At 34.3% G+C, this 25,275-nt stretch carries 25 protein-coding genes; 21 read left to right on the top strand and 4 right to left on the bottom strand.

All coding sequences use genetic code 11. The features are described 5' to 3' along the window. Window positions 1-9 precede the first annotated feature (9 nt). Window positions 10-2,433 (bottom strand): Xaa-Pro dipeptidyl-peptidase, encoded by a 2,424-nt coding sequence (locus AC1RPK_RS01240; RefSeq protein ID WP_481760941.1) that lies wholly within the window; start codon window positions 2,431-2,433, stop codon window positions 10-12. A gap of 154 nt (window positions 2,434-2,587) precedes the next feature. Here AC1RPK_RS01240 and AC1RPK_RS01245 point away from each other — a divergent pair, with 154 nt between their 5' ends. The 7 genes from AC1RPK_RS01245 (at window position 2,588) to AC1RPK_RS01275 (ending at window position 9,708) form a co-directional block, all read left to right on the top strand. Next, entirely contained in the window at window positions 2,588-4,189 is a 1,602-nt protein-coding gene (locus tag AC1RPK_RS01245; protein WP_481760940.1) for a peptide ABC transporter substrate-binding protein, read from the top strand. A gap of 133 nt (window positions 4,190-4,322) precedes the next feature. After that, window positions 4,323-5,426, top strand: a complete 1,104-nt coding sequence (locus AC1RPK_RS01250) for a YibE/F family protein (RefSeq protein ID WP_481760939.1) — start codon at window positions 4,323-4,325, stop codon at window positions 5,424-5,426. Then, complete coding sequence (locus tag AC1RPK_RS01255; protein ID WP_481760938.1) at window positions 5,423-6,175, top strand: YibE/F family protein; 753 nt, start codon at window positions 5,423-5,425, stop codon at window positions 6,173-6,175. Before AC1RPK_RS01250 ends, AC1RPK_RS01255 begins: the two co-directional genes overlap by 4 nt. Window positions 6,176-6,235: 60 nt before the next feature. Beyond that, a complete protein-coding gene (locus tag AC1RPK_RS01260) occupies window positions 6,236-6,907 on the top strand; it encodes an MIP/aquaporin family protein (protein ID WP_481760937.1) in 672 nt (223 codons plus the stop codon). 108 nt (window positions 6,908-7,015) lie between these two features. Then, entirely contained in the window at window positions 7,016-8,191 is a 1,176-nt protein-coding gene (locus tag AC1RPK_RS01265) for a cation:proton antiporter (RefSeq protein ID WP_481760936.1), read from the top strand. A 133-nt stretch (window positions 8,192-8,324) separates the two neighbouring features. Next, the gene (locus AC1RPK_RS01270) at window positions 8,325-9,164 is read left to right on the top strand and encodes a pyridoxamine kinase (RefSeq protein ID WP_481760935.1); all 840 of its coding nucleotides are present in this window, start codon (window positions 8,325-8,327) and stop codon (window positions 9,162-9,164) included. A 1-nt stretch (window position 9,165) separates the two neighbouring features. Then, window positions 9,166-9,708 (top strand): ECF transporter S component, encoded by a 543-nt coding sequence (locus AC1RPK_RS01275; RefSeq protein ID WP_481760934.1) that lies wholly within the window; start codon window positions 9,166-9,168, stop codon window positions 9,706-9,708. Window positions 9,709-9,757: 49 nt separating this feature from the next. On the opposite strand, the gene AC1RPK_RS01280 is transcribed toward AC1RPK_RS01275, so the two are convergent. Next, window positions 9,758-9,937, bottom strand: coding sequence for a hypothetical protein (locus AC1RPK_RS01280; protein WP_409021673.1), 180 nt, complete (start codon window positions 9,935-9,937; stop codon window positions 9,758-9,760). A gap of 174 nt (window positions 9,938-10,111) precedes the next feature. On the opposite strand from AC1RPK_RS01280, the gene AC1RPK_RS01285 reads away from it, so the two are divergent. The 9 genes from AC1RPK_RS01285 (at window position 10,112) to AC1RPK_RS01325 (ending at window position 16,355) form a co-directional block, all read left to right on the top strand. Beyond that, window positions 10,112-10,666, top strand: coding sequence for a guanylate kinase (locus AC1RPK_RS01285; protein WP_481760933.1), 555 nt, complete (start codon window positions 10,112-10,114; stop codon window positions 10,664-10,666). 78 nt (window positions 10,667-10,744) lie between these two features. After that, window positions 10,745-11,185: a Fur family transcriptional regulator gene (locus tag AC1RPK_RS01290; protein WP_409021670.1), complete on the top strand. Its 441-nt coding sequence runs from the start codon at window positions 10,745-10,747 to the stop codon at window positions 11,183-11,185. A 69-nt stretch (window positions 11,186-11,254) separates the two neighbouring features. Beyond that, window positions 11,255-11,749 carry a hypothetical protein gene (locus AC1RPK_RS01295; RefSeq protein WP_481760932.1) on the top strand — a complete coding sequence of 165 codons (495 nt, stop codon included), beginning with the start codon at window positions 11,255-11,257 and terminating at the stop codon, window positions 11,747-11,749. A gap of 18 nt (window positions 11,750-11,767) precedes the next feature. Further along, window positions 11,768-12,580, top strand: a complete 813-nt coding sequence (locus tag AC1RPK_RS01300) for a DUF6681 family protein (protein WP_481760931.1) — start codon at window positions 11,768-11,770, stop codon at window positions 12,578-12,580. A 151-nt stretch (window positions 12,581-12,731) separates the two neighbouring features. Then, a complete protein-coding gene (locus AC1RPK_RS01305; protein ID WP_409021667.1) occupies window positions 12,732-13,469 on the top strand; it encodes an amino acid ABC transporter ATP-binding protein in 738 nt (245 codons plus the stop codon). Between the two features lie 33 nt (window positions 13,470-13,502). After that, on the top strand, window positions 13,503-14,330 hold the full coding sequence (locus tag AC1RPK_RS01310; protein ID WP_481760930.1) for a glutamate ABC transporter substrate-binding protein: 828 nt from the start codon (window positions 13,503-13,505) through the stop codon (window positions 14,328-14,330). Next, window positions 14,327-14,965 carry an amino acid ABC transporter permease gene (locus AC1RPK_RS01315; protein ID WP_481760929.1) on the top strand — a complete coding sequence of 213 codons (639 nt, stop codon included), beginning with the start codon at window positions 14,327-14,329 and terminating at the stop codon, window positions 14,963-14,965. The genes AC1RPK_RS01310 and AC1RPK_RS01315 overlap by 4 nt, the downstream gene beginning before the upstream one ends. A gap of 17 nt (window positions 14,966-14,982) precedes the next feature. Then, window positions 14,983-15,636: an amino acid ABC transporter permease gene (locus AC1RPK_RS01320; protein ID WP_409021664.1), complete on the top strand. Its 654-nt coding sequence runs from the start codon at window positions 14,983-14,985 to the stop codon at window positions 15,634-15,636. 125 nt (window positions 15,637-15,761) lie between these two features. Next, window positions 15,762-16,355: an NADPH-dependent FMN reductase gene (locus AC1RPK_RS01325; protein WP_481760928.1), complete on the top strand. Its 594-nt coding sequence runs from the start codon at window positions 15,762-15,764 to the stop codon at window positions 16,353-16,355. Between the two features lie 53 nt (window positions 16,356-16,408). On the opposite strand, the gene AC1RPK_RS01330 is transcribed toward AC1RPK_RS01325, so the two are convergent. Then, window positions 16,409-17,746, bottom strand: coding sequence for an APC family permease (locus AC1RPK_RS01330; RefSeq protein ID WP_481761139.1), 1,338 nt, complete (start codon window positions 17,744-17,746; stop codon window positions 16,409-16,411). Between the two features lie 146 nt (window positions 17,747-17,892). Next, window positions 17,893-19,164 (bottom strand): GTPase HflX, encoded by a 1,272-nt coding sequence (gene hflX, locus AC1RPK_RS01335; RefSeq protein ID WP_481760927.1) that lies wholly within the window; start codon window positions 19,162-19,164, stop codon window positions 17,893-17,895. Between the two features lie 299 nt (window positions 19,165-19,463). Here hflX and AC1RPK_RS01340 point away from each other — a divergent pair, with 299 nt between their 5' ends. From AC1RPK_RS01340 to AC1RPK_RS01360, 5 genes are all read left to right on the top strand, one after another. After that, window positions 19,464-21,107 (top strand): peptide ABC transporter substrate-binding protein, encoded by a 1,644-nt coding sequence (locus AC1RPK_RS01340; protein WP_481760926.1) that lies wholly within the window; start codon window positions 19,464-19,466, stop codon window positions 21,105-21,107. 99 nt (window positions 21,108-21,206) lie between these two features. Then, the gene (gene opp3b / locus AC1RPK_RS01345; protein ID WP_409021660.1) at window positions 21,207-22,136 is read left to right on the top strand and encodes an oligopeptide ABC transporter permease; all 930 of its coding nucleotides are present in this window, start codon (window positions 21,207-21,209) and stop codon (window positions 22,134-22,136) included. A gap of 2 nt (window positions 22,137-22,138) precedes the next feature. Beyond that, window positions 22,139-23,164: an oligopeptide ABC transporter permease gene (gene opp3C, locus AC1RPK_RS01350; RefSeq protein WP_481760925.1), complete on the top strand. Its 1,026-nt coding sequence runs from the start codon at window positions 22,139-22,141 to the stop codon at window positions 23,162-23,164. 10 nt (window positions 23,165-23,174) lie between these two features. Further along, a complete protein-coding gene (locus tag AC1RPK_RS01355; RefSeq protein WP_481760924.1) occupies window positions 23,175-24,242 on the top strand; it encodes an ABC transporter ATP-binding protein in 1,068 nt (355 codons plus the stop codon). A gap of 19 nt (window positions 24,243-24,261) precedes the next feature. Beyond that, window positions 24,262-25,221: an ABC transporter ATP-binding protein gene (locus AC1RPK_RS01360; protein ID WP_481760923.1), complete on the top strand. Its 960-nt coding sequence runs from the start codon at window positions 24,262-24,264 to the stop codon at window positions 25,219-25,221. The last annotated feature ends 54 nt before the right edge of the window (window positions 25,222-25,275 follow it).

Raw genomic sequence — 25,275 nt, forward strand, 5'->3', positions numbered from 1 at the left:
CTTTTTTATTTAGAATAATGATACTGTACTAACAGATTGATAAGGAATTTTAAGACGCGAATTAGCTAAGTTAATAGTATAACTATCTGAATCGTTATTTCGTAAAGTCATCCCAAAATCTGTTGCGTAAATGATTAATTCAATCTGATGACCTTCCTTAATGTGATAGGCAGTTGGTTGTAAATCAAAATCTACTGTGTTGAAAGTTCCTGGAAGGACAGAATCATTTTGATAACGATTTGTCCTATTTTGTAAATTGATATGACCTTTGGAAATCATTTTCCAAGGAGTTTTTGTGGGATTTTTAGTAAATTCAACCAAATCATCTTCACGCCAATGAAATCCCATATCTAAAGATTTTCGTTTGAGAATGGATGGCACGGGGGTGAGTCTATTTTCTTCACCATAATCGATAAGCATGCAACTAATGAGCCCTTTTGTTTGTAGTGCTGCAACAGACAATTTTATGTGAGCAGAACCGGAAATAAACAGCGGTTCTGTTAATGGTTCTGAGATTAATTGGATTCTATTTTTAGCCATTTCTGTTTCTTTAGTTGAAACTAAAGCTTGATTCCAAAGATGATTATCTCTGACGTAGTTGTTAAAAAGGTCAGTTGGTAAGTTATCTTTGAAAGTAGCAAATTGGTGAGCATCTGATGTGACTGATTGTGTTAATTTATTTTGTTGGAAATGATAGGATTGGGTAGGAGAATCCGGGTCTGCCCAATCATCATAAGTGTGCCACGTTTCAGCTTCTAGGTTATCTTGTATGGTGACATTGGGAATAAGTGTCTCAGCACCATTTTCGATATTATAAAGTTGATTTGATAACCATAAATTCATCATATCAGTGAAATCTAATGAGCGAAAGTTATTGATATAGATATGTTTACCTTGGTGTAAGAATAATTTTTTAACAATAGGTAAAGGACGTAATGCTTGCCAAAGTTGTTCAACTTGGCGAGGTTTGACGTTCCAATCATTTAAACCATGGACCATAACAATATTTGCTTTGATATTTTTAGTTTGGTTTAAATAATTACGTTCATCCCAAAATTTATTGTAATTACCAGATGCACGGTCTTGTCCTATAGATAATCGATTCATAACTTTGTCAAAGTAGTCTTGAATATTAGCGTAGTCGGCGGCATCTTTTTGGCGACTTAAACAAAGCGCAGCTAAAACATCTGCATCTTCACCTTGGCAAGCTTCAGGCGCGACGACTAGTCCATTTTCACGATAATAATCATACCAACTTGAAATAGCGGCTTCAGAAATGATTGTTTTTAAGCCGGATACACCAGTTGTTGCAGCTGCAGTAGCAAGCGTACCAAGGTAAGATTTACCAGTCATAGCAACGTTACCATTACTCCAAGTGGCTTTAATTGATCGATTATCGAGTTTATTTGTGAATGCTTGCCGATGTCCCGTTAGCCATTCAATAATGGCGACGGTTGATACCGTTTCTTCAACACTCCCACAAGTACGAATACCATCTGATTCTCGAGTACCAATACCAGCTGCATAGACGATTGCAAATCCTCTAGCTAGCATGTAATCGTTGAATGTATACGAAGATTCACGGCTAAAGGTTTGCTCAGTTTCTGTTGATTCTGAGAGGATTGATCGTGGTTCGGGTAAGTTGGATTTCTGATAGTTATAGGTGATATCAGATTCAGTTAATTCAGTAACTGGTTTTTCGGTAAGCGGGATATCAACGTTGCGCATTAATTCAGAATCATCATTTGTGCCTTGATTGTAAGGACTTGCTGTATAAAGAATAGGTACTTTTAGTCCGGATGTAACTAGTGGTCTTAAAATTTCTGTTTTTAATAAATCACGTTGACCATCTTGGTCAGTATCTAATGGGGCTTCAACGTAGACGACTTCACGAATCAGTTTAGTTGTATCAAAAACAGGTTGCGCTTTTCCATTGAAAAATAAAGGTTTCGCATCTTTATAAAATGAAACAAAGTACCCTTTATTTGCTAGTGTATCTGTGAAGACTTGGCCATTTTTGGTATGTGTTGTCAGTAAGAGATACCATGCGGACCAAAAATCATTAACGGATTCAATAATTTCAATAGAAGGTAACTGAATTTTAGCCATTGCCGTAAATGGGTCATCAATTTTGAAATCGACATCGACTTCAAATTCTAGTAACTGTAATGCAACATTATAAAAGATAACAGGTGTTAATTCCTTTTTTGTAGTAAAAAATTCATAAACAGAAATGGATTCTGTCGCTAATAAGGACATCATTTTTTGTTGTTTCGCACCGATTGTTTGATAGTCGATGAGAATTTTATTGAGTAATTGTTCAAATAAATGTGTAGGATTGGTTTCGGAGGCTATATACAAATTAATAGCTTTAAGTTCTTTTATTTGTGTCTCAAAAGTAGGTGTATAGTTAGCAAATTGATTATTTTTCATAAGTCAAAAACTTCCTTTCAGAATTGAGTAAGACACTGGGTTAAGTATAGCTTAAATGTAAAGTTGGTTGAAATGATACGTCTTTATTGACAAAAAATAAGTAACTAGGTAAAGTTAATCACATTAAGGTAACTAAAAAAGGAGAGTGTCTAAAGTGAGAAGGAAAATTGCGGTAGTTTTAAGTATCATGTTTATAGGGGTGCTAGCTGCTTGTTCAAAAACAGCGACGAAAGACGATAACATATTAAAAGTGGCTGTAACTGATCAATTAGGCACTTTAGATTCTACTAAATACAGTGATACATTTAGTGTTGAAGCAATACAAAACGTTTATGAAGGATTGTATACGTATAATCAAAAAAATAAACCAGTGTTAGCTGCAGCAAAAAGTGTGACGGTTAACAAAGCAAAAACAGTTTACACCTATAAATTAAGAGCTGAGAACTGGTCAAATGGGACTCCTGTTACAGCAAATGACTTTGTTTACGCTTGGCAAAAACTAGCAAATCCTAAAACAGCATCACCTAATTCACAACGAATTGATATTATTAAAAATGGGTTTGCTATCCGAAATGGCAAGATGGCCGTTGATAAGTTAGGTGTTAAAGCGCTGAATAAAACAACATTAGAAGTTACTCTGGCACAACCAATTAGCTATTTACCAGAAGTATTAACGGGTGCACCATTTGTACCTCAAAATGAAGCTTACGTTAAAAAACAAGGTAGTCAATATGCAACGGATTCACAACATATGATTGTGAATGGTCCTTATAAATTAACTGATTGGGAAGGAACTAATAACAAATGGTCATATGTTAAAAATACCAGTTATTGGAACGCTAAATCAGTTAAGTTAGCTAAAGTTGACGTTCAAGTTGTTAAAGATGGTGCAACTGCTGGCAAGTTATATCAAACAGGGAAGATTGATTTCTCAATGTTAGCAAATGATTATGTTAAACAATATAAGAATGAAAAAGGGTTCGCAACACGTAAAACACCAATGATTGGTTATTTAGGTTTTAATACTAAGCGTGAGGCAACTGGTAATAAACATATTCGTAAAGCAATTGCGCTAGGATTTAATAAAAAATTATTAGCTAGCAAAATTCTTAATGATGGTTCATCTGCATTAAATGGAATCGTCCCAGCTAAATTTGTGTCAAATCCGATTAATGGGGAAGATTACCGTAAAGAAGCAGGAGACTTGCTTGCTTTTAATAAAAAAGAAGCTAAAGCAGAATGGGAAAAAGGACTTAAAGAGATCGGTAAGAAGGACTTAACAATTGAAATATTGGGTTCTGATACGCCAGAAGCTAAACAAGTGATTGAATACTTGCAAGCGCAGTTAGAGAGTAACTTACCTGGATTAAAAATTAACGCACGTAATATTCCAATTAAATCGCGATTAGCAGCAACAACGGCTTACCAATTTGATATCGTTTATGGGACATGGACACCAGATTATGCTGATCCAATTAACTTTATTAATGATGGTGGCGCTTATCATTTAAATACCGATTACAAAAATGCACAATATTTAAAAGATATCGATCAGTCTAAAAATGAATTTGCAACAAATCCAACGAAACGTTGGAATAGCTTGATTGATGCTGAAAAGCAATTGGTCGAAGAAGATGCTTATACAGTACCTGTTTTCCAAGGTGCAATGGCCTACTTATTGAACCCAGATGCATCCGGATTACACATTAACCCATATGGAACGACATTATTTTATCGTGACATGTCTATTAAGTAGATAATAGTTAGCTGTTTCAAAGCTTTATAAAGTTAAAATAAGATAGATTAAAGTCTGGCCTTTGGTCGGACTTTTTTTGTTGTAAAATGTTAAACTGGTGGAAGTGTATTAATAATAAATGAGGTGTGAACCCATGAAAAAGTTACTTCAGAAGAACATTATTTTAATTCTAACGATTATTATCGGTGGCATACTCGTAATAGGTGTTAAATTTGATCAAGCACTGTATTCAGATACGATTGTTAAAATAACACAGGTTAAGGATGAAAAAACTGAAAAAGTAACAGATGAATTTGAAAATAAAGATACACAGACTAAACAAAAATTATTTGGAACTGTGATGAATGGTAAGTATAAAGGGCAAAAAATAAGACTACCAAATACATATTCTTCATCTCGCGCAAATGATCAAAAATACCAGAAAAATGATCAAGTATTTGTAACGATTAATCCTCATAAAAGTGGATTAACTGGTATTATTGATGGGTTCAAACGAGATGTCGTCGTGGCCATATTAATTTGGATTGCCGTTAGTATGCTGGTAGGATTTATGCAGTTTAGTGGCATGATTGCTGTATTAAGTATCGTCTTAAATATGATTATTTTCTTTTTAGCCATTAAATTTGAAATATTCGTTAATATTACGAACTTCTTTTGGATTTTCGCAGGTATTGCTCTAATATTTGCAGTACTGACCTTGAGTTTGGTAATTGGCTTTAATCGACAGATGCTGGTCACGTTATTGGCAACTTTGACGGGAACTAGTTTATCGTTAATCATTAGTGTCATTATTTTAAAACTGACAAATGATCAAGGGATGCATTACGAAGCTCTATCTTATGCAACGCAAGCGCCAAAGGAACTATTCCTTGCTGCCACACTACTAGGTTCTCTAGGGGCTGTCATGGATGAATCGACAGATATCGTTGCAACACTATTTCAATTAAAAAAAGAACAACCAACTATTTCATCGAAAGAACTTTTTAAATCTGGACGTGAGGTTGGACAATCGATTATGGGACCATTAATTAACGTCTTATTCTTAATTTTTATTGCTGACATTTTCCCACTTGCCGTTTTGTACTTTAGAACGACCAATACAATTGGCTATACTTTTTCATGGACCATGGCTTTAGGAGTTGTCCAAACATTAATCAGCGGTATTGGGATTGTCATTGCGATACCTGTCGCAAGTTTTTTTGCAAGTCGATTAATCAAAGGGGATGACACATTATGATTACAATTGGTTGGTTAAGTGCCATTTTATTTGTCTTAATGGTCATTGTTGGAGGAATGAATGGTGTTCGTTCATTTTTAAGCTTATTTTTTAATTTTATCATGTTATTTTTTACGATTATTTTAATTACGGGAGGATTTCCGCCGGTAGCAGTGACCCTAATTAATGGCATTATTATTTTAGCTATTACGATTTTTCTTGGTGATGATAATGTGCAAGTTACTGAAACTGCTTTTTATGCTTCGTTAATTGTTCTGGTTATTCTCGTTCTTTTGATTATTCCAGTTGAACATTTTGCTGCAGTTCAAGGTTTTGGTGCAGAAGATAGTGAAGAAATAGAAGCATTTTCGTTATTAGTAGGCGCTAATTTTATGCAAATAGCGATTTCAACAGCTATTTTTAGTACTTTAGGCGCAATTGCTGAAGGTGCGATTGCAATTTCGGCTGGCTTAAATGAGATTATTGAACAAACACCAACAATTGATTTAAAAAAGTTATACGCAGCTGGTATTAGTATTGGTAAACATATTATTGGAACAACGTTTAATACACTATTTTTTGGTTTCTTTGGTGGCTTTTTAGCGCTATTTATTTTATTAGTACAGACGCATGCTACATTCGCAGATATTATAAATGATAAAATTTTTGTTGCAGAATTAATAATGATTTTATTTTCTATTATAGGTGTTATTCTAGCGGTTCCAATTACAGCATGGGTTTTAATTCAAAAATTAAAAATAAAAAAATAATTGAAATGAGTTTATGGTTATGTGTATAATTAAGAGATACTAATATAGGGGGATTTAAAATTGAATTATAAAAATTATATTGCTGAATTTATCGGCACATTTTTCTTGGTATTATTTGGTACAGGGGCAGTTACGTTAGGTAACGGTAGCCCACTTGTTATTGCACTTGCATTTGGTTTAGCTATTACATTGATGGTTTATGCTATTGGACCTGTTTCAGGTGCACACATCAATCCTGCTGTTTCATTAGCAATGTACATCAACAAGCGCATGTCATTGACTGATATGGTTGCTTACTGGGTTAGTCAAATCTTAGGTGCGATTGTAGCATCTAGCGTGGTTAAGATGATTATTTCATCAATGACAGATACATCAAAAGTTGCTGATGGTTTTGGTTCAAATAGTTATGCAACAATTCCTGGTGGTATGGCATTTTTCGTTGAAGCCTTATTCGCATTCTTATTCATCTTTATTATTTTGATGGTTACGAGTGAAAAATTTGGTAACAGTAATATTGCTGGCTTTGTGATTGGTTTAACATTAACAGTACTTATCTTTGTTGGTTTACCACTTACAGGGGTTTCAGTTAACCCTGCTCGTAGTATTGGACCTGCACTTTATGCCGGTGGCGATGCACTTTCACAACTTTGGGTATTTATTCTTGCACCATTAGTTGGTGGTGCTATTGCAGCATTCGCAGCAAAATATATTTTTAACAGTGAAGAAGCTTAATTTAATTAAGTGAATCATAAGCAGTGAATTCCGAGAGGGAATTTGCTGCTTTTTATTTTTAATGTATGTTATGGTTAATATAGATAGTGACAAGTGAGAGGAGAAATAATGGCATTTTTAGGAACGATTTGTTTAGTATTAGTGGCAACATCAATTGCGGGTCATGTCAGCACACGAATTGGTGTTCCTAGTGTTATCGGGCAATTATTAGTTGGTGTTTTACTTGGACCAGCAATGTTGAATTGGGTCCATTCAGATCATTTATTTGCGATGTTCGCAGAAATTGGTGTGATTATTTTAATGTTTATGGCGGGATTAGAAAGTGATTTAGATCTACTTAAAAAGTATTTAAAACCGGCCTTATCAGTTGCGACTTTAGGTGTTGTCTTCCCTATCTTAGTTGTCTATTACTTTGGTCGAATTTATAATTTTGGATTTGAATCGGCTTTATTTTTAGGTGTTATCTTTGCGGCAACGTCAGTTAGTATTTCCGTCGAAGTCTTGAAAGAATTAAAACGATTAGATTCAAAAGAAGGTGCAACAATCCTAGGTGCGGCCGTTGTGGATGATATCTTAGCTGTTGTTATTTTAAGTGTATTAGTTAGTGTATTTGGTAATATTACAAGTACCGGTGATAGCGCACAAGCTAACATTTGGATTGGCTTCTTATTAGAATTTGTTTACTTCATTGGTATTTTAATCCTATTCAAGTGGGTGGCGCCTTTCTTGATGAGATTAAGTGAACGATTATTAGTTGGCTCATCGATTACGATTATGTCACTGGTTATCTGTCTAGGTATGGCCTACTTAGCTGACTTAGTGGGGTTAAGTGCTGTTGTTGGTGCCTTTTTTGCAGGAATTGCAGTGGCACAAACACCGTATAAAAAAGAAATTGATGCCAATATTGAACCAATTGGTTATGCAGTCTTTATTCCAATGTTTTTCACGAGTATTGGATTAAGCATGTCATTTGATGGATTTATGAAAAATATTTGGTTTATCGTTATTTTAACGATTTTGGCCGTCCTCACAAAATTACTAGGTGGTGGATTAGGTGCTAGGTTACTTGGATTTGATTTAAATAGTGCATATGTAATCGGTGCGGGGATGATTTCTCGTGGCGAAATGGCTTTGATTATTGTCCAAATTGGGTATACCGCACACTTGTTGTCGACGGAATACTATTCGGCAGTTATCATGGTAATTATTATTTCAACTATCGTAGCACCGTTTATGTTAAAACATGCGATTGGTCGACAAAATAAAATTGAATTGAAGAAATAGTTGAACTGTTGAGGAACTAGCCTAGTGCTAATTTTTCAACAGTTTTTTATTTTTAAATGGTTACTAAATATCGCTATTCTGGCGTATTCATTTTATAATGAATTAAATAACTTCAAATGAAGAAGGTGGAATAATGAAACAATTATTGATTGCACAAGATTTATCTAGTGTTGGTGGTGTTTCATTAGGGATTGCGGTTCCTGTTTTAGCTAGTTATCAACAACGGACGACAATATTGCCAACAATGTTATTAAGTAGTCATACAGGTGGATTTGGAGTACCAATGAAGGTAGACATCTCACCATTTATAAAAGCTTTTGAAGAACACTGGGCAACTATTCCAGTTCAATTTACGGGCGCATATTTGGGCTATCTAGGGACGGCAGAAAGTATTAAAATGATGGGGATTCTACTAGATAGGTTATCTGATGATAAAGCACTCACCGTTATTGATCCAGTTATGGCTGATCACGGCACGTTATATTCAGGACTGACAAACGACTATGTAGAAGAATTAAGCATGTTATGTTTAACGCAAGCAGATTTAATTTTACCCAATTTAACAGAGGCTTACTTATTGGCAGACTGTAATTATCAGGAAAATCCTAGCGAGGCAGAAATTAAAAAGTTACTAACACGTTTATTAAAGAAATTAAATTTAAAAGCGGTTATAATTACAGGAGTTACAAACCAGAAAAATCAAATTGGTGTTGTTTTTCTAACAAAAGAAGGCGAATCAGGTTGGGTATTAAAAGAACAACGTGAGAATCATTATTTTGGGACAGGAGACTTGCTAGCAAGCTGCGTAGTGGGTGAGTTAATGAATGGTCATTCACTAAGGGAAGCATTGGAATTTGCAGTAGAAGTAACATGGAAAGCGATGAGTAATTCTGATAATGAAGGACTTGATCAAAGGTTAGGGGTTAATTTTATGAGTATTTTACCCGATATTAACGATAGAATGGAAAAATAAAATGAGAAATGAAAGATTAAGAAGCATTATTTTAGCGGGATTATTTGCGGCAATTATTTATATAGGTATCTCAGTTTTTAGAATACCAATCCCAGCTATGGTGGGAAAACCATTTATTCATTTCGGTAATTCACTAGCAGCATTGGCCGTGATTTTTTTAGGGTTTAGTTATGGCACAATTGCAGGAGCGATTGGTCTGGGATTATTTGATATTTTGAATGGTTATGCAGATACGTCATATTTTACTGTACTAGAAGTAGTGGTTATTGCATTACTAATTACGGTTGTTACGAAAGGATTAAAAAATTATCATGGTAAATATTGGATTATCATTATTGCTGCAACGGCAGGAATTGGTAAAATAGGAACATCATATTTAGTTTCGATTGGTGAAGCAATGATTAAAGGTGTTAGTTTTAATGTCGCCGCTGTTCAGGCGTTTTTAAGTTTACCTGCAACTGTTGTTAATTCAATCTCGACAATTATCATTGTTAGTTTATTATACGTACCCATTAAGCGATTGATGGTAAGGTTTAATCGGTAAAAAAGTCCAAATAAAAAAGGGTTGATGTGCGTGAGCTCACATTTACCCTCTATACAAATTGTCCAGATTGAACATATTTCATTTCTGTTGATAAGTTGGAAACGGCTGTTTCGATTGTTACCCCAGAACCTGAAATGGCTGGATTATTTTTTGAACTAGCAATAAAGATTTGTTTTTCAGTGTCTAAAGAAATCGTATACCAGTTTTTACTAAATGTTCCAAATTTCATAAGTGTGTATCCTCCGTATTTCTATATCTTACTACCATGAAAGCGCATTCTACTTTCTTTAGTAGAAGCTTAGTATAGTACGTACATAAAATGAATGCAAGTCATTTGTTTTATATTAACCAAAAATTTTTTAAATAATATGAAGAAGTCTAAAAACGATAAAGGGATGATTTAATGCAAAAACGAATATTCGTGATCACGGGTGCTCCGGGAACAGGTAAAACGACGATTAGAGACTATCTAACCAAGCAATTTGATGCCAAAAAGGTGATTACTCACACAACTAGGCAACCAAGAGTTAATGAAAAAAATGGTCGCGATTATTATTTTGAATCCGATGAAACTTTTTTTAATTTTCATTATTTAGAACATGTTGAGTATGATCGCCATTACTATGGTTCATCAAGAGAAGCGATAGATGCTGCTTGGTCAGAGGCAAAAAATGCGACAATTGTACTCGATACGGCAGGTGCCATCACGTATTCAAAAGAATTACCAAAAGAAACAGTTGTCTTATATTTGTCTGTATCGGATAATCAGATATTACAAGATCGGTTAATTAAACGGGGAGATACGATTCGAAATCGAAGTTTACGCTTAGATTCTGGTGAAGCAAAACGAGACATGAAACTTCCAGCAGATCTTGAAGGTATAGCACATGTCATTATTAATGACGATTTAGTTGACGCAAAGAAACAGATTGATCAGTTAATTCAATCATTAGGTTAAGAGTGATTGCTTTTTTTAGTTGATATGGTATTCTTCTTAAAGAGTAACCATTATTATTTAGAAATGGAGATAAGCCTTTTGACTGAATTAATTGATGATGCATTGCATATACTAAAAGAAAATAAATATAAAATTACGAAACAAAGAAAAAGTTTATTAACGTATTTAAGTCAGTATGAGGAAGCTTATGTTGACGTTACAGTTGTGGATGACTATATGAGAAATAAATATCCAGGGATGAGTCATAATACAATTTATCGAAATATCAAAGAATTTAAAGAAATGGGTCTTGTTGAGCAACGGATGAATGGTGAACGAGCCTGTGTAAAATATCAATGTGATTTTAGTCACAAACATCACCATCATTTTATTTGTACTTCTTGTAGTAAGGTGGTTGAACTTGATAGCTGTCCGCTAGATTATTTTGTAAAACAGTTACCAGGTTACAAAATAGAAGAACATAAATTTGAATTACATGGGATTTGTGATGAATGCCAAAAAAAATTATCGAAAAATTAAGTTTATCTTCGAATAAACTTCAATAACAAATGGTTTAATGGAAAAAGTACAAAATTGGAGTGAGAGTTAATGGCATATAGAACGCCACCATTTATAACACCTTTTGCAATTGTTTCTATCGTACTTGCATTGGGCGCAACTAACGTTGTTGTTAACAAAACAACGAATACAAACGAAGGAGCAACAGTTTCTTCAGTAGCTTCATCACCGTCGGAAACTAAACCTAAAGTAGACGATAATTCGAGTTCCAAAGAAGTAAGTTCATCTTCTGAGACGAGTTCTTCTGATTCGTCCTCTTCATCAGAAAGTTCAAAAGATGAGTCTAGTAGTTCAAGTGCTGCCGATGAAACATCAAACAAATCAGCAAGTACAAGTGCCGATAATACAACGGATGATAAGAGCGCGGAAACAAGTACCGATGACACAACTGATACAAGTACAGATACTGATACAAATGCGGATAAAGCTAGCTCGGCAACAAGCACAAGTAGTAGCGTGAAGAATACTAAAACGGTAACGACTGACAAAGCCAAAGCCAGTGCAGAAACGACAAATACAGACTAAGGATTAGGAGGTAAATAAATGTTTAGTTTACTAGATTTAGCAAACCATTATTTAGGGTTTATTAATGTTAATTTAAAATTAAAAAATAGAATTTATACTGTTTTAGGCTTTCTTGGTAATTGGTATTTATTGTATATCGCATCACGATATTTCATAAATGGTTATTATGTTAGAGGTAGTTTGTTTATTCTTGCTTTTTTTGTTTTATTATATTTTATTGTTTTAAATGTTATTCATTATTTTACAAATAAAACAACTAAATTTGATCCTTCACCGAAAATTGAAAAATTGTTGGGCGGACCGCCTAAGGAAGAAATTGAAGGAGATAAACGTCGCCGAATGCAACCAGGTTATGTTCAAACGAATGGCCTATTTGATTCTAAAATGCTGATGCCAGCGACACTTAGGACAAATAGAAACGAAAAAGTAAGTATTCAAAAAATTGCTGATCAAATGAAGCAAGTTAAGTATTCAGATTTTGATTATGATGGATTGTCAGATGATGCTATTATAAAAGAAATTCAGAAAACAGGAAAACCAGTGTCAGAGTTAGCACAGCCCGTTGCTTTTCCATTTTTTGAATTAAAAATAGAAGACGAAAAAATGAATGTTTACGCTGGAATGAATCAGATTGATAAACAATTGATTGGTCGCCTAACCCATGTTGGTTTATCTGATATTGAAACGGCTAAAGAACAATATGATATTTACTTAGCAACAGCAACTATTTATGGTGGTAATCAGAAGGTTGCTGGTCGATCATCAGTTATTGAAGAATCACATAAATTTCACGTTAAAGTTCAAATTGCCTATAAAGAAAAAGAAAATTAGTAAAAAAGTGATAGCAAATAACTACATTGCTATCACTTTTTTTGTGATTATATGGTACATTTAAAAAAGACTGCAATTAAACATCCATTTGGTAGTATAATTAAAGTATCACAAAAAAGAATAAAAGAGTTAAGAGAAGGGGATTGAGAGTATGGCAATGATCGAATTTAAAAATGTGGAGAAATATTACGATAAATTTCACGCATTGAAGAATATCAATTTAAAAGTTGAAGCAGGCGAAGTCGTCGTTATTATCGGGCCATCTGGTTCTGGAAAAAGTACATTAATCAGAACTATCAATGGTTTAGAGCAAGTTAACGAGGGGCAACTATTAGTTGATAATTTTGATTTAGCAGATAAGAAAACGAATATTGATAAAATCAGAAAAAATGTTGGGATGGTATTTCAACATTTTAACTTGTACGAAAACAAAACTGTTTTAGAAAATATTATGCTTGCACCACGTTTAGTTTTAAAACGGGATGAAGCTGAAAATAAAAAAATCGCAATGGATTTATTAAAAACAGTTGGACTTGATGATAAAGCACAATCATATCCTAGAATGTTATCAGGTGGACAATCGCAAAGAATTGCCATTGCCCGTAGTCTAGCTATGAAACCTAAGGCGCTATTATTTGATGAACCAACTTCTGCATTAGATCCTGAAACAATTGACGATGTTTTAAAAGTTATGAAAGATATCGCTAAAAATGATGGGATCACAATGATTGTTGTAACTCATGAAATGGGCTTTGCTCGTGAAGTAGCCGATCGTGTTATTTTCATGGCTGATGGTCAAATTCTTGAGGATGATACAACAGTAGAATTTTTCGACAATCCAAAAGAAGAACGTGCAAAAAAATTCTTGAGTAAAATTATTAAACATTAAGGAGCTCAAGACTGTGAGAGTGGGGATTAAAATATGAAACAATTAAGAAAAATTAGCTTATTGTTTATGAGTATAGCTATGGTATTAGTTATTGCAGGCTGTGGAGCGCAAAGTAAAGCCAACATTGCAACAACAGCTAAAGAAACAAAAACAATTAACTGGGGTGTTAAAGCAGATACGAAGTTATTTGGTTTAATGAACATCAAAACCGGTGAAATCCAAGGATTTGATATTGATATTGCTAAGGCAGTGACAAAAAAAATCTTAGGTAAAGATGGTAAAGCTAATTTTGTTCAGGTAACAAGTAAAACAAGAATTCCACTTTTGAAAAATGGAAATATTGATGCAATTATTGCGACGATGTCCATTTCTAAAGATCGTGAAAAACAAGTTGATTTTTCTAACTCTTATTTTGCTGCCGGACAAGCTATTTTAGTTAAAAGAACAAGCTCAATTAAATCCGTAAAAGATTTGAATAAAGACGGTATGGTTGTTTTAGGTGTTAAGGGTTCAACTTCAGTTATTAACATGAAGAAGTATGCACCTAAAGCAGAAGTGCTGGAACTAGATGATTATGCGCAAGCATTAACCGCACTAAAATCTGGTCAAGGTGATGCTTTAACAACTGATAATGGTATTTTATATGGGATGGTTAAAGAGAATTCTGATTTTGCTGTTGTTGGTGGTACTTTTACGCATGAACCTTACGGAATTGCGATTGATAAAGGCCAAGGTGAATTTAAGAATGAAGTTAATAAGGCTTTAGCTGAAATGCGTGCCGATGGCTCGTATGAAAAATTATTAAACAAATGGTTTGGCGATATTCCAGGATTTAGTGTGAAGGAGGCGAGTCAACAATGATTACGATTTTTACAGAACATTGGCAAGCCTTATTAACAGGACTTGGCTATACATTGTGTTCAAGTGTACTCGCATTATTTTTTAGTTTAATTATAGGTTCGTTCTTTGCAATTTTGGAAGAAATGCCATATCGAATTTTAAAAATTATTGCACGTATCTATATTGAAATATTTAGAAATATTCCGTTATTGGTTGTTGCAATGTTTTTCTACGTTGTGGTACCTATGTACGTTACGAATATCAACGGATTTACAGCTGGAACAATCGGACTAACGATTTACACATCTGCCTTTATTGCAGAAACAGTTCGTGCTGGGATTAGAGCTGTTGATCCTGGACAAATGGAAGGTGCTCGCTCAAACGGGTTAACATTCATGCAATCGATGTTTCATATTATTTTACCCCAGGCATTTAAATATGTGATTCCACCTTTGGGTAATCAGTTCATTAATTTGGTAAAAAACTCTTCAGTTTTAGCCTTCGTTGCTGGATTTGATTTAATGTACCAAGGTGATATTATCGCATCAACAACATTTGATACAATCAACACGTACATTATCGTTGGGGTGTTATATTTAATTATCACGATGCCATTAAGTTATTACATGAGACATTTAGAAAAGAAATTAAGTTAAAGGGGGTCTAGAAAAATATGTCAGATTTTATTGCAGCATATAGTTGGGAAAATATTCGCTACTTACTACAAGGATTATTAGTAACAATCGAAGTTTCAGTTATTTCAATTATTTTCAGTTTTATAATTGGCGCTATTCTAGGCCTAACACGATATATTAAAGTAAAACGTTTATCTGCTATAGTTGGTTTTATAATTGATTTAATTCGAAATTTACCATTACTTTTAATCTTATTTTTCGTTTATTTTGGCTTAGCAAATGTTGGTATTCGGTTATCAATTTTCTGGTCAGCAACGTTAGCGATGACCGTTTTCGAATCAGCAATGTTAGCTGAAATCATTCGAAGTGGTATTCAAGCTGTTGAACCCGGACAAATGGAAGGTGCTCGCGCAAATGGTCTAACTTATTGGCAAGGTCTGCGTGTGATTGTCTTACCACAAGCTTTAAAGAAAATGATTCCACCATTGGTTAGTCAATTTATCTCATTAATTAAAGATACGTCATTGGCTACTATCATTGTTTTACCAGAGTTACTGTATCATGCACAATTAGTATACGGTCAAAATACTAATTATGTTATTCCAATGTTCGTCGCTTTAGCAGTGATGTACTTCGTCGTTTGTTATGCACTATCATTGGTTTCAAGATACTTAGAAAGACGCTTAGCGTAGACAATAAAATAAAAATGGTTGTTGAAATCTATATAGATTTTAGCAACCATTTTTATTAGTTAGTAGAATCGGCATAAAATGACGGTTTGTTTGATTGAAAAATAAATTAGAAAGAAGATGATGTCATGGTGAAAATTGCTGTTATTCTAGGGAGTTCAAGAGAGAATTCTATTGGTAAAAGGGTCATTAAGTATATTGAAGGAGTAGCAAAAAATCAGGATAATGTTGAATTTTCATTTCTAAAATTAAGTGACTATCAGTTAACCTTCTTCCACGAAAAATTGGCACCTATGCAAAATGAAAATCGACAACTACCTGAAAATGAAGCACGATGGATAGCGGATGTAGCTGCGGCAGATGGCTTTATTATCTTAACGCCTGAATATAATCATGCTATTCCAGCCGTTTTGAAAAATGCAATCGATTATTTGGCTTTTGAAGGGCAACGTAAACCAGTTAAGATTGTGGGCTACTCAGATAACATGCGCGGTGCACAATTTGCAACAGCTGAATTAGTACCTATTTTGAATCGATTAGGATTTATCACGTTGCCTACGCCAACATTATTGGGAATAGTTGATCAAACATTTAATGAAGATGGACAACTAAATAACGATGCTAAGTTAACAGATTATACAAAAAATAAAATTGCTCAGACTTTGCAAGAAATTAAATTTTATACACAACTTTTTGTGAATAATCCTTTTCCCGGAAAATGATGAATTAAAAATAAAAATGTGTAATGACAATAGCTGTCATTACACATTTTTTATTATAGATCTTTATTTTTATGTGTTTCGTATAAATAAACCGGGATACCAAGTGCAACAATTGTAAATGAAATTAAAACACCTACAATATCTGATTGAACTTCGCTAACTAAAACGAAGGCTGCACCTAAGATAGCAACAATAGGTGTTATGGGGAACAATGGAACTGAGAAAACACGTTTTAAATCTGTTCCTTTATTCCGACGGCGTAAGATAAAGAGGCCGACGAAAGTCATAACATAAAAGCAATAAACTGTAAAAATACAAATTTCAGATAAGCGATCAGCATCAAAAAATAAAATCATAATCGCTGCAATACTTAAAGCCACACATGTTGCAATAACAGGTGAATGTGATTTTGGATGTAAATAAGATATTTCTTTATGGAAAGGTAATTGTTTGTTCTTACCCATTGCCCACATAATTCGAGGGAATGTCATGATTTTACCGTTCATACAACCAAGAATAGAAATAATGACACCGATATTCATAATTTTTCCACCAAGTTGGCCAAAGGCAATCTTAGCAAATTGTGGTGTTGCATTTTCGCCTAGTTGATGGATTTGACTAGCAGGCATGACACGCATAATACTGAACGAAACAAGAATATAAATAAGAAGAACAATTGAAATTCCTAAAACAATAGCTCTAGGTAATGTCTTTTTAGGATTTTTAATTTCATCACCCATATTAGCAATCAGAATCCAACCATCATAAGCAAATAAAGTAGCTAGTATACCAACACCAAAATTATTTGTAGAGTGACTGACAGTTGCAACAGATTGGCCAAGTGCATTTGCATTGCCAAAAAATAAACCAAAAATAATAATAGCAGCAATAGGGAATAATTTACAAATAGTTGTAATAATCTGGAATGAAGCACCATAACGATTTGATAGCATATTTAGGAAGCCAATAGAAATGACTGCAATTAATGCGATTAAATGAGAATAACCAGCTGGAATACTAAAGAAATCTACTATTAAAATAGCAAGGTACGCGCCTAACGCAGCAATCATAGCTGGTCCATACACGATAACTTGCATCCAACCAGCTAAGAAACCCCAAATTTTACCGTAAATTTTTTCCATGTAGATATATAATCCACCGGTTTCTGGAATTTGAGATCCAATTTCAGCAACAGTTAGTCCAGCGGTTAAGGTTATGATACCACCACATAGCCATGCGAGCAGGGCATTTGTAGTAGAGCCGGTGTAGTCAAGTACCGAAGCTTGTTTAAAGAAGATACCAGAACCAATAACAGTTCCGATTACGATTGATAATGCTGACCATAGACCTAACGATCTGTTAAGTCCAACTGCTGGTTTTTTTTCCAAAATTGAATCCTCCTTTTCTAAAATGAATAGTTGCATTTTAGCATAACAGCGGGAATCATGCAATAAACTAGATATGATTATGACGACAAAAAAGAGTGCGTGAATCGGCTATTTCAGACCGATTCACGCACTCTTTTTATAGAATTATTTTAAACGATGTAATCTTGCAATTGGGTTGCAATAGTTTTTGTTGCATCAATCTTTAATTTTGTACCTGATTCTTCATAATCTGTTTCTAAGATAGTTGCCTTTTCATTGATTAAATCAACAAGTTGACCTTTATCAAATGGGATAAGAACAGTCATAATTTCGTTATCTTTAAAGACATTCTTTTTAATGATATCTACTAATTGATTAAGTGATTTTTCATCACGCGCACTATAAGTGAATTTATCATCTGAGAAAGTAGGATAATCAATATTTGCTAAATCAGCTTTATTATAGGCATAAATCATCGGAATGTTTTCGACGCCAATAGCTTTTAATGTATCTTCAGTTGTTTGAATCATTTCCTCAGCATGTTTATCAGCCACGTCAATCACTTGGATAAGTAAATCAGCTTGTGCAGCTTCAGCCAAGGTTGTACGGAAAGCTTTTACTAATTGGTGAGGCAATTTGCTGACAAAACCAACAGTATCGCTCAATAAAATTTGTTTTTTATCTTCAAATTGAATATTACGGACACTTGTATCTAATGTAGCAAACAACATATTCTTTTCAAAAACTTGTTTGTCATCATCTTGTCCGATTAGACGAAGCAAGCCGTTCATTGTCGTTGATTTACCTGAATTAGTATAACCAACTAATGCAACAGTCGGAATACCAGATTTATCACGTTGTTTACGTCTAGTAGATTCTTCTTTGTCCATTTCAGCAAGATCTTTTTTAATGTGGTTAATCCGATTTTCAATCACACGACGATCTAATTCAATCTTCGTTTCGCCAGCACCACGGTTAGCGAGTCCACCACCAGATTGTTGATCTAGTTTATCTTGCATCCCTCTTAAACGAGGTAACTGATATTGAAGTTGAGCCATTTGAACTTGGAGTTTTGCTTCGCGTGATTGTGCTCTTGAAGCAAAAATAGCTAAAATCAGGCCTGTACGATCCATAACTTCCATACCTGATGCAGCTTCAAGGTTACGAATTTGAGTTGGTGATAATTCGTCGTTTACAACTAAAATTTTCACACCTTGTGCTTCACTTTCAGTCTTGAATTCTTCAGCTTTACCTTTACCAAAGTAAAGGGCAGCAGTTGGTCGATCTAATTTCTGACGAATGTCTTCAACAGCATGCATGTTGTTAGCTTCGACTAATGCAGCTAATTCAGACATTGTATAATCTAAATTTTCACGTTGTTTTTCGATACCAGCAATGAAAACGTCAATAACTGGTATTTCTGTAGAATAAGTTTCTTTCATGAGAACCTCCTCGTGGAACTTAATTAATAGGTTAAGTATAACATTTATTCAAAAAAATATTCGAACATCAAAATAAGTTAACTGAATTAAATGAGAATTAATGAATAAAAATGGCCAAACTCTCATTTTAACAACGTGCAAATGTTATGAGTTGAATATTTTATATAGTTAAACGGCTTTTTTAAAGGCGCTTGAATCTCTTTTTAATTAAATTAGAGTTTAATGTTGATTTTAATCTTTTTCTAATGTAAGATAAACCTACGTTAAGAAAAGGTAAATAAAAAAGGAGAGGTCATATTATGAAGTTAAAGTCAGTTTTGAAATTAAGTGGTGTGCTAGCATTGTCTGTCATTGTCTTGGCAGCGTGTGGATCTAAATCTTCATCTTCAGATAGTAAAGAACTCGCTGATAAACAGGTTATTAATTGGTCTGAAACAGCTGAATTACCATCGATGGATTTATCGACAGCAACGGATACAGTTAGCTTTAACATGTTGAACAATACTAATGAAGGTTTATACAGAATTGGTAAGAACAGTAAAGTGTCAAATGCACTTGCAACTAAAACAACCGTTTCAAAAGATGGCATGACTTATACATTTAAACTTCGTGATTCAAAATGGAGCAACGGAGACGATGTAACGGCTAAAGATTTTGTTTATTCATGGCAACGGACCGTTAATCCTAAGACAGCTTCACAATATGGTTACCTCTTCTCAGGGATTAAAAATTATGATGCAATCAGCGCGGGTAAGATGGCGCCATCAACATTGGGAATCAAAGCAACTGACAAACATACATTAGTTGTAACACTTGATAAAAAAGTACCATATTTCAAATTATTGATGGGCTTCCCAACGTTCTATCCACAAAATCAAAAAGTTGTTGAAAAGTATGGTTCTAAATATGGCACACAAAGCAAATACATGGTTTACAATGGTCCATTTACATTAAATGATTGGACAGGAACTAACTTAACTTGGGACCTAAAGAAAAATGACACTTATTGGGATAAAAAAGCAGTTAAGCTAACACAAATGAATTTCCAAGTTTCTAAAGATAATACAACAAGCTATAATTTATACCAAAGTCAAAAATTAGATATGACGAATTTATCTGCTGAACAAGCTAAAACATTGAAAACAGATAAAGACTATATCACACGTAAACAAGCATCAACGTTCTACTTACAATACAATCAAAAGAATAAATTATTTAATAACCAAAAGATTCGTCAAGCTATTTCATTAGTTATCAACAGAAAACAATTTGTTGATAAAATTTTAGGGGATGGCTCAACTGTTGCGACAGGTTTAGTATCATCAGGTCTTGCTTCAAATCCTAAAACAGGCGAAGATTTTGCAAAAGAATCAACCGTTAAATCAACTGCAAATACAGACATTGCAAAAGCAAAAGAATTATGGAAAGCAGGATTAAAAGAAGTTGGTGTTACAAAAGCTAGTTTCTCACTTCTAAGTGATGATACTGATAAAGCTAAGAAAACAAATGAATTTTTACAAAATGCGATTGAAGATAACTTAGATGGTGCGGATGTAACATTAACAAATATCCCATTCAAATCACGTTTAGCAAAATCAACTAGTGGTGATTTCGATATTGTTGTTACAGCATGGGGTGCTGATTTCTCAGACCCAATCTCATTCTTAGATTTATTTACTTCAGATAATTCACAAAATGCAGGTAAATGGAAAAATAGTGAATATGATGCATTGATTAAAGCTTCAAAAACAACAGATGCAAGTAATGCAGATAAACGTTGGGATGATTTAGTTAAGGCTGAAAAAATCTTGATGAAAGATCAAGGAATTGCACCTCTTTACCAAATGGCTCAAGCTCAATTATTAAGATCAACAGTTAAAGGTGTTATCTACAATGGAGCTGGTATCAATTACAATTTCAAAGATGCTTATGTTACTAAATAATTAATTAACGTGTTAAAATTTAACAAGTGAGAGTTAGCTACCACGGCTAATTCTGACTTGTTTTAATTACATAATAAAGCAAAAGTGAGGGTCAGAATTATGGGTAAATACCTAGTTAAACGAATTTTTTATATGCTACTGACGTTGTTTTTAGTCGCAACCATTACCTTCTTTTTAATGAAGTTAATGCCTGGATCACCTTATGCGAATCAGCAAAAAATGACAACTGAGCAATTACAGATTATGAATGAACAATATGGATTGAATAAACCCGTATGGCAACAATATCTCATTTACTTAGTGGGATTAGTTAAGGGTGATTTAGGAACGTCATTCCAATACAGTAATCAACCTGTGTCATACCTAATTTCAAGCCGTATTGGACCATCCGGACAACTTGGATTACAAGCTATCATCTTCGGAATAGTTATTGGAATTGTGATTGGTGCCATTGGTGCGATTAACAAAAATACTTGGATTGATACTTCTTCAACAATTTTATCAATCTTAGGTATCTCAATTCCTTCTTTCGTCTTAGCTGTTTTATTACAGTATTACGTAGGATTAAAGTTAGGCTGGTTACCAATTGCTGATTGGGGCGGATTCAGTTACACGATTCTACCGACAATTGCTTTAGGGGTTGGCCCACTGGCGGAGACGGCCAGGTTCATTCGAACCGAGATGGTGGATGTCCTAAGCAGTGATTACATTGAACTGGCTAAGGCTAAAGGATTAACAAAGTTTGGCGTTGTATTCCACCATGCTTTACGTAATAGTTTAATTCCTTTAGTAACATTAATCGGCCCTTATACGGTTGCATTAATGACTGGTTCAATGGTTGTTGAAAATATATTCTCAATTCCTGGAATTGGTGAACAATTCGTAAAATCAATTTTGACAAATGATTTCCCCACAATCATGGGTGTTACAATGCTTTATTCAGCTGGACTAGTAGTTGTTATCTTATTAACAGATATCATTTACGGTATTATTGACCCAAGAATTCGATTAACTGGAAGGAGAAATTAACGATGGCAGATAAAATTGACCTACCAGTAGATGCATTTGAACCGTTAGATAAAAATAACGCTATTGATAATGAAAAAATTGCTGCACCGTCGTTGACTTTCGTTCAGGATGCTTGGCGTCGGTTGAAGAAAAATAAAGGGGCTTTTATCTCACTTTGGGTCCTGGTTGCAATTTTTATTTTGGCATTTGGATCCCCCATTTTAGCACCACATAGTGCAACAGAACAAAATGTTGAGTATACAAATTTACCACCTAAAATTCCTGGTGTACCAATAGATGGATTAAATGGAAAGTTAAAAACATCATCAGGTAGCTGGTATGATGCTTATGAACAAAATAGTATTCCAAAAGATAAATACTTTATTTTAGGAACGGATGTTTTTGGACGTGATTTGTTATCAAGAATTATGTATGGAACTAAGATTTCCTTAATCGTGGCACTAGTTGCTGCATTAGTCGATTTAGGAGTCGGTGTTGCTTATGGAATCTTGTCCGGTTGGCGTGGCGGACGTGTTGATACATTCATGCAGCGAATCATCGAAATTATTTCATCGGTACCTAACTTGGTCGTTATTGTTTTAATGTTATTGGTTTTCAAACCAGGTTTAACATCAATTATTTTAGCAATTGCAGTGACTGGTTGGACAACGATGGCTCGATTAGTTCGGGCACAAACGTTGAAATTAAAAGATCAAGAATATATTCTTGCAGCTCGAACTTTAGGCGAGTCACCCGTAAAAATTGCAGTGAAACATTTACTACCTAACTTATCGAGTGTGATTATTATTCAAACAATGTTTACAATTCCTAGTGCTATTTTCTTCGAAGCTTTCTTAAGTTTCATCGGAATTGGGATTAGTGCTCCTCAAGCTTCACTTGGGTCATTATTGAATGATGGTCAAAAGAATTTCCAGTTTTTACCATACCAAATGTGGTATCCAGCAATTGTTTTATGTATTATCATGGTTGCCTTCAACTTATTAGGTGATGGACTCCGTGATGCCTTTGATCCAAAAACGAAAGAGTAGGTGTTGAAAAATGGCAGAAAATATTTTAGAAGTTAACAATCTAGAAATTAATTTTCATACGTATGCTGGAGATGTTAAAGCCATACGTGATGTTAGTTTTCATCTGGCTAAAGGTGAAACTTTAGCAATCGTTGGTGAATCAGGTTCCGGTAAATCCGTTACAACAAAAAGTTTAATGGGATTATTAGCTAATAATGCAGAAGTTATGGGTGGAGAAATTCTTTTTCATGGTGAAGATTTACTTAAAAAATCAGAAAAACAAATGGAAAACATTCGTGGTAAAGATATCGCAATGATTTTCCAAGACCCAATGACTTCTTTAGATCCTACTATGAGAATTGGTAGACAAATTGCTGAACCATTAATGAAGCATAAACATGTAAAAAAAGAAAAAGCAATGGCGCAAGCCTTGGAAATTTTGAAGTTAGTTGGGATTACAGATGCTAAAAAACGCTTTAAGGACTATCCACATCAATTTTCTGGTGGTCAACGCCAACGAATTGTTATTGCGATTTCATTAGTTTGTTATCCAGAAATTTTAATTGCTGATGAACCAACAACAGCTTTAGATGTAACCATCCAAGCACAGATTTTGGAATTAATGAAAGAATTACAAGCAAAAATTGAAACATCAATTATTTTCATTACCCATGATCTAGGGGTTGTTGCTGGTATGGCTAATCGTGTAGCGGTTATGTATGCAGGTCGGATTGTTGAATATGGGACAGTCGATGAGGTCTTTTATAACCCACAACATCCATATACTTGGGGCTTATTGAATTCAATGCCAACACTTGATAGTGAACATCTGTACGCAATTCCAGGTACACCTCCTGATTTATTGGATCCACCAAAAGGGGATGCATTTGCCGCTCGGAATGAGTACGCTATGAAGATTGATACAGAACAACAACCACCATTCTTCGATGTTTCACCAACACATGCAGCAGCTACATGGTTGTTGCATCCAGATGCACCTAAAGTAACGCCGCCAGTTGAAATTCAAAGACGGTATAAAATTTTTGCAAAACAACAAGAAACAAAAATTAAAGCGAATCAAAATTTGGTAGAAAACTAAGGAAGGGGAGCTGAACATAGTGGAACAAAAGAAAAATAAAATTTTAAAAGTCCGTCATTTAAAACAATATTTTAATGTCGGCAAACCAGACGAAGTGAAAGCTATCGATGATATTTCATTTGATATTTATGAAGGCGAGACATTTGGCTTGGTGGGCGAGTCAGGGTCTGGTAAAACAACAACAGGTCGTAGTATCATCAATTTATATGAACCAACTGATGGTAAAATTGATTTTGATGGTGTTGATATTCGTAAAATTAAGTCTAAAAAAGATAAATTACAATTTCGCCGTGACATGCAAATGATTTTTCAAGATCCATATGCATCACTAAATCCACGAATGAAAGTTAAAGATATTGTGGCAGAAGGAATAGATATTCACCATTTAGCTGCCAATGATGAAGCACGTGCGAAACGTGTTGAAGAATTATTAGAAACAGTTGGATTGAATAAAGATCATTCTAGCCGCTACCCCCATGAATTTTCAGGTGGCCAACGCCAACGTATTGGTATTGCTCGTGCTTTAGCTGTAGAACCTAAGTTTATCATCGCAGATGAACCTATTTCTGCATTAGATGTTTCAATTCAAGCGCAGGTTGTTAATTTGTTGAAGGAATTACAAATTGAACATAACTTAACATATTTGTTTATTGCACATGATTTATCAATGGTTAAATATATCAGTGATCGAATTGGTGTGATGCATTATGGTAAGTTATTAGAAATAGCTCCTGCAGACGAAATATATACACATCCTTTACACGATTATACAGCCAGTTTAATCTCGGCCGTTCCTGTTCCTGACCCTGAATTTGAACGTAATCGCATTCCAGTACCATACGATTCGTCAGTTGAGGCAGATGGTAAAAAACGTCGAATGGTTGAAATTTCGCCAGAACATTTTGTTTTAGCAAGTGAAGATGAAATCCCTATGTATAAGGAACGAGCTGCCAATACTTTGGCAGAAGAAGCTGAATAATAAATCAGAAAGATCTTTTCAAGAATTTTTGAAAAGGTCTTTTTTGATTTTAAA

The sequence above is a fragment of the Dellaglioa sp. CoH-55-MRSF-6 genome (assembly GCF_056782215.1).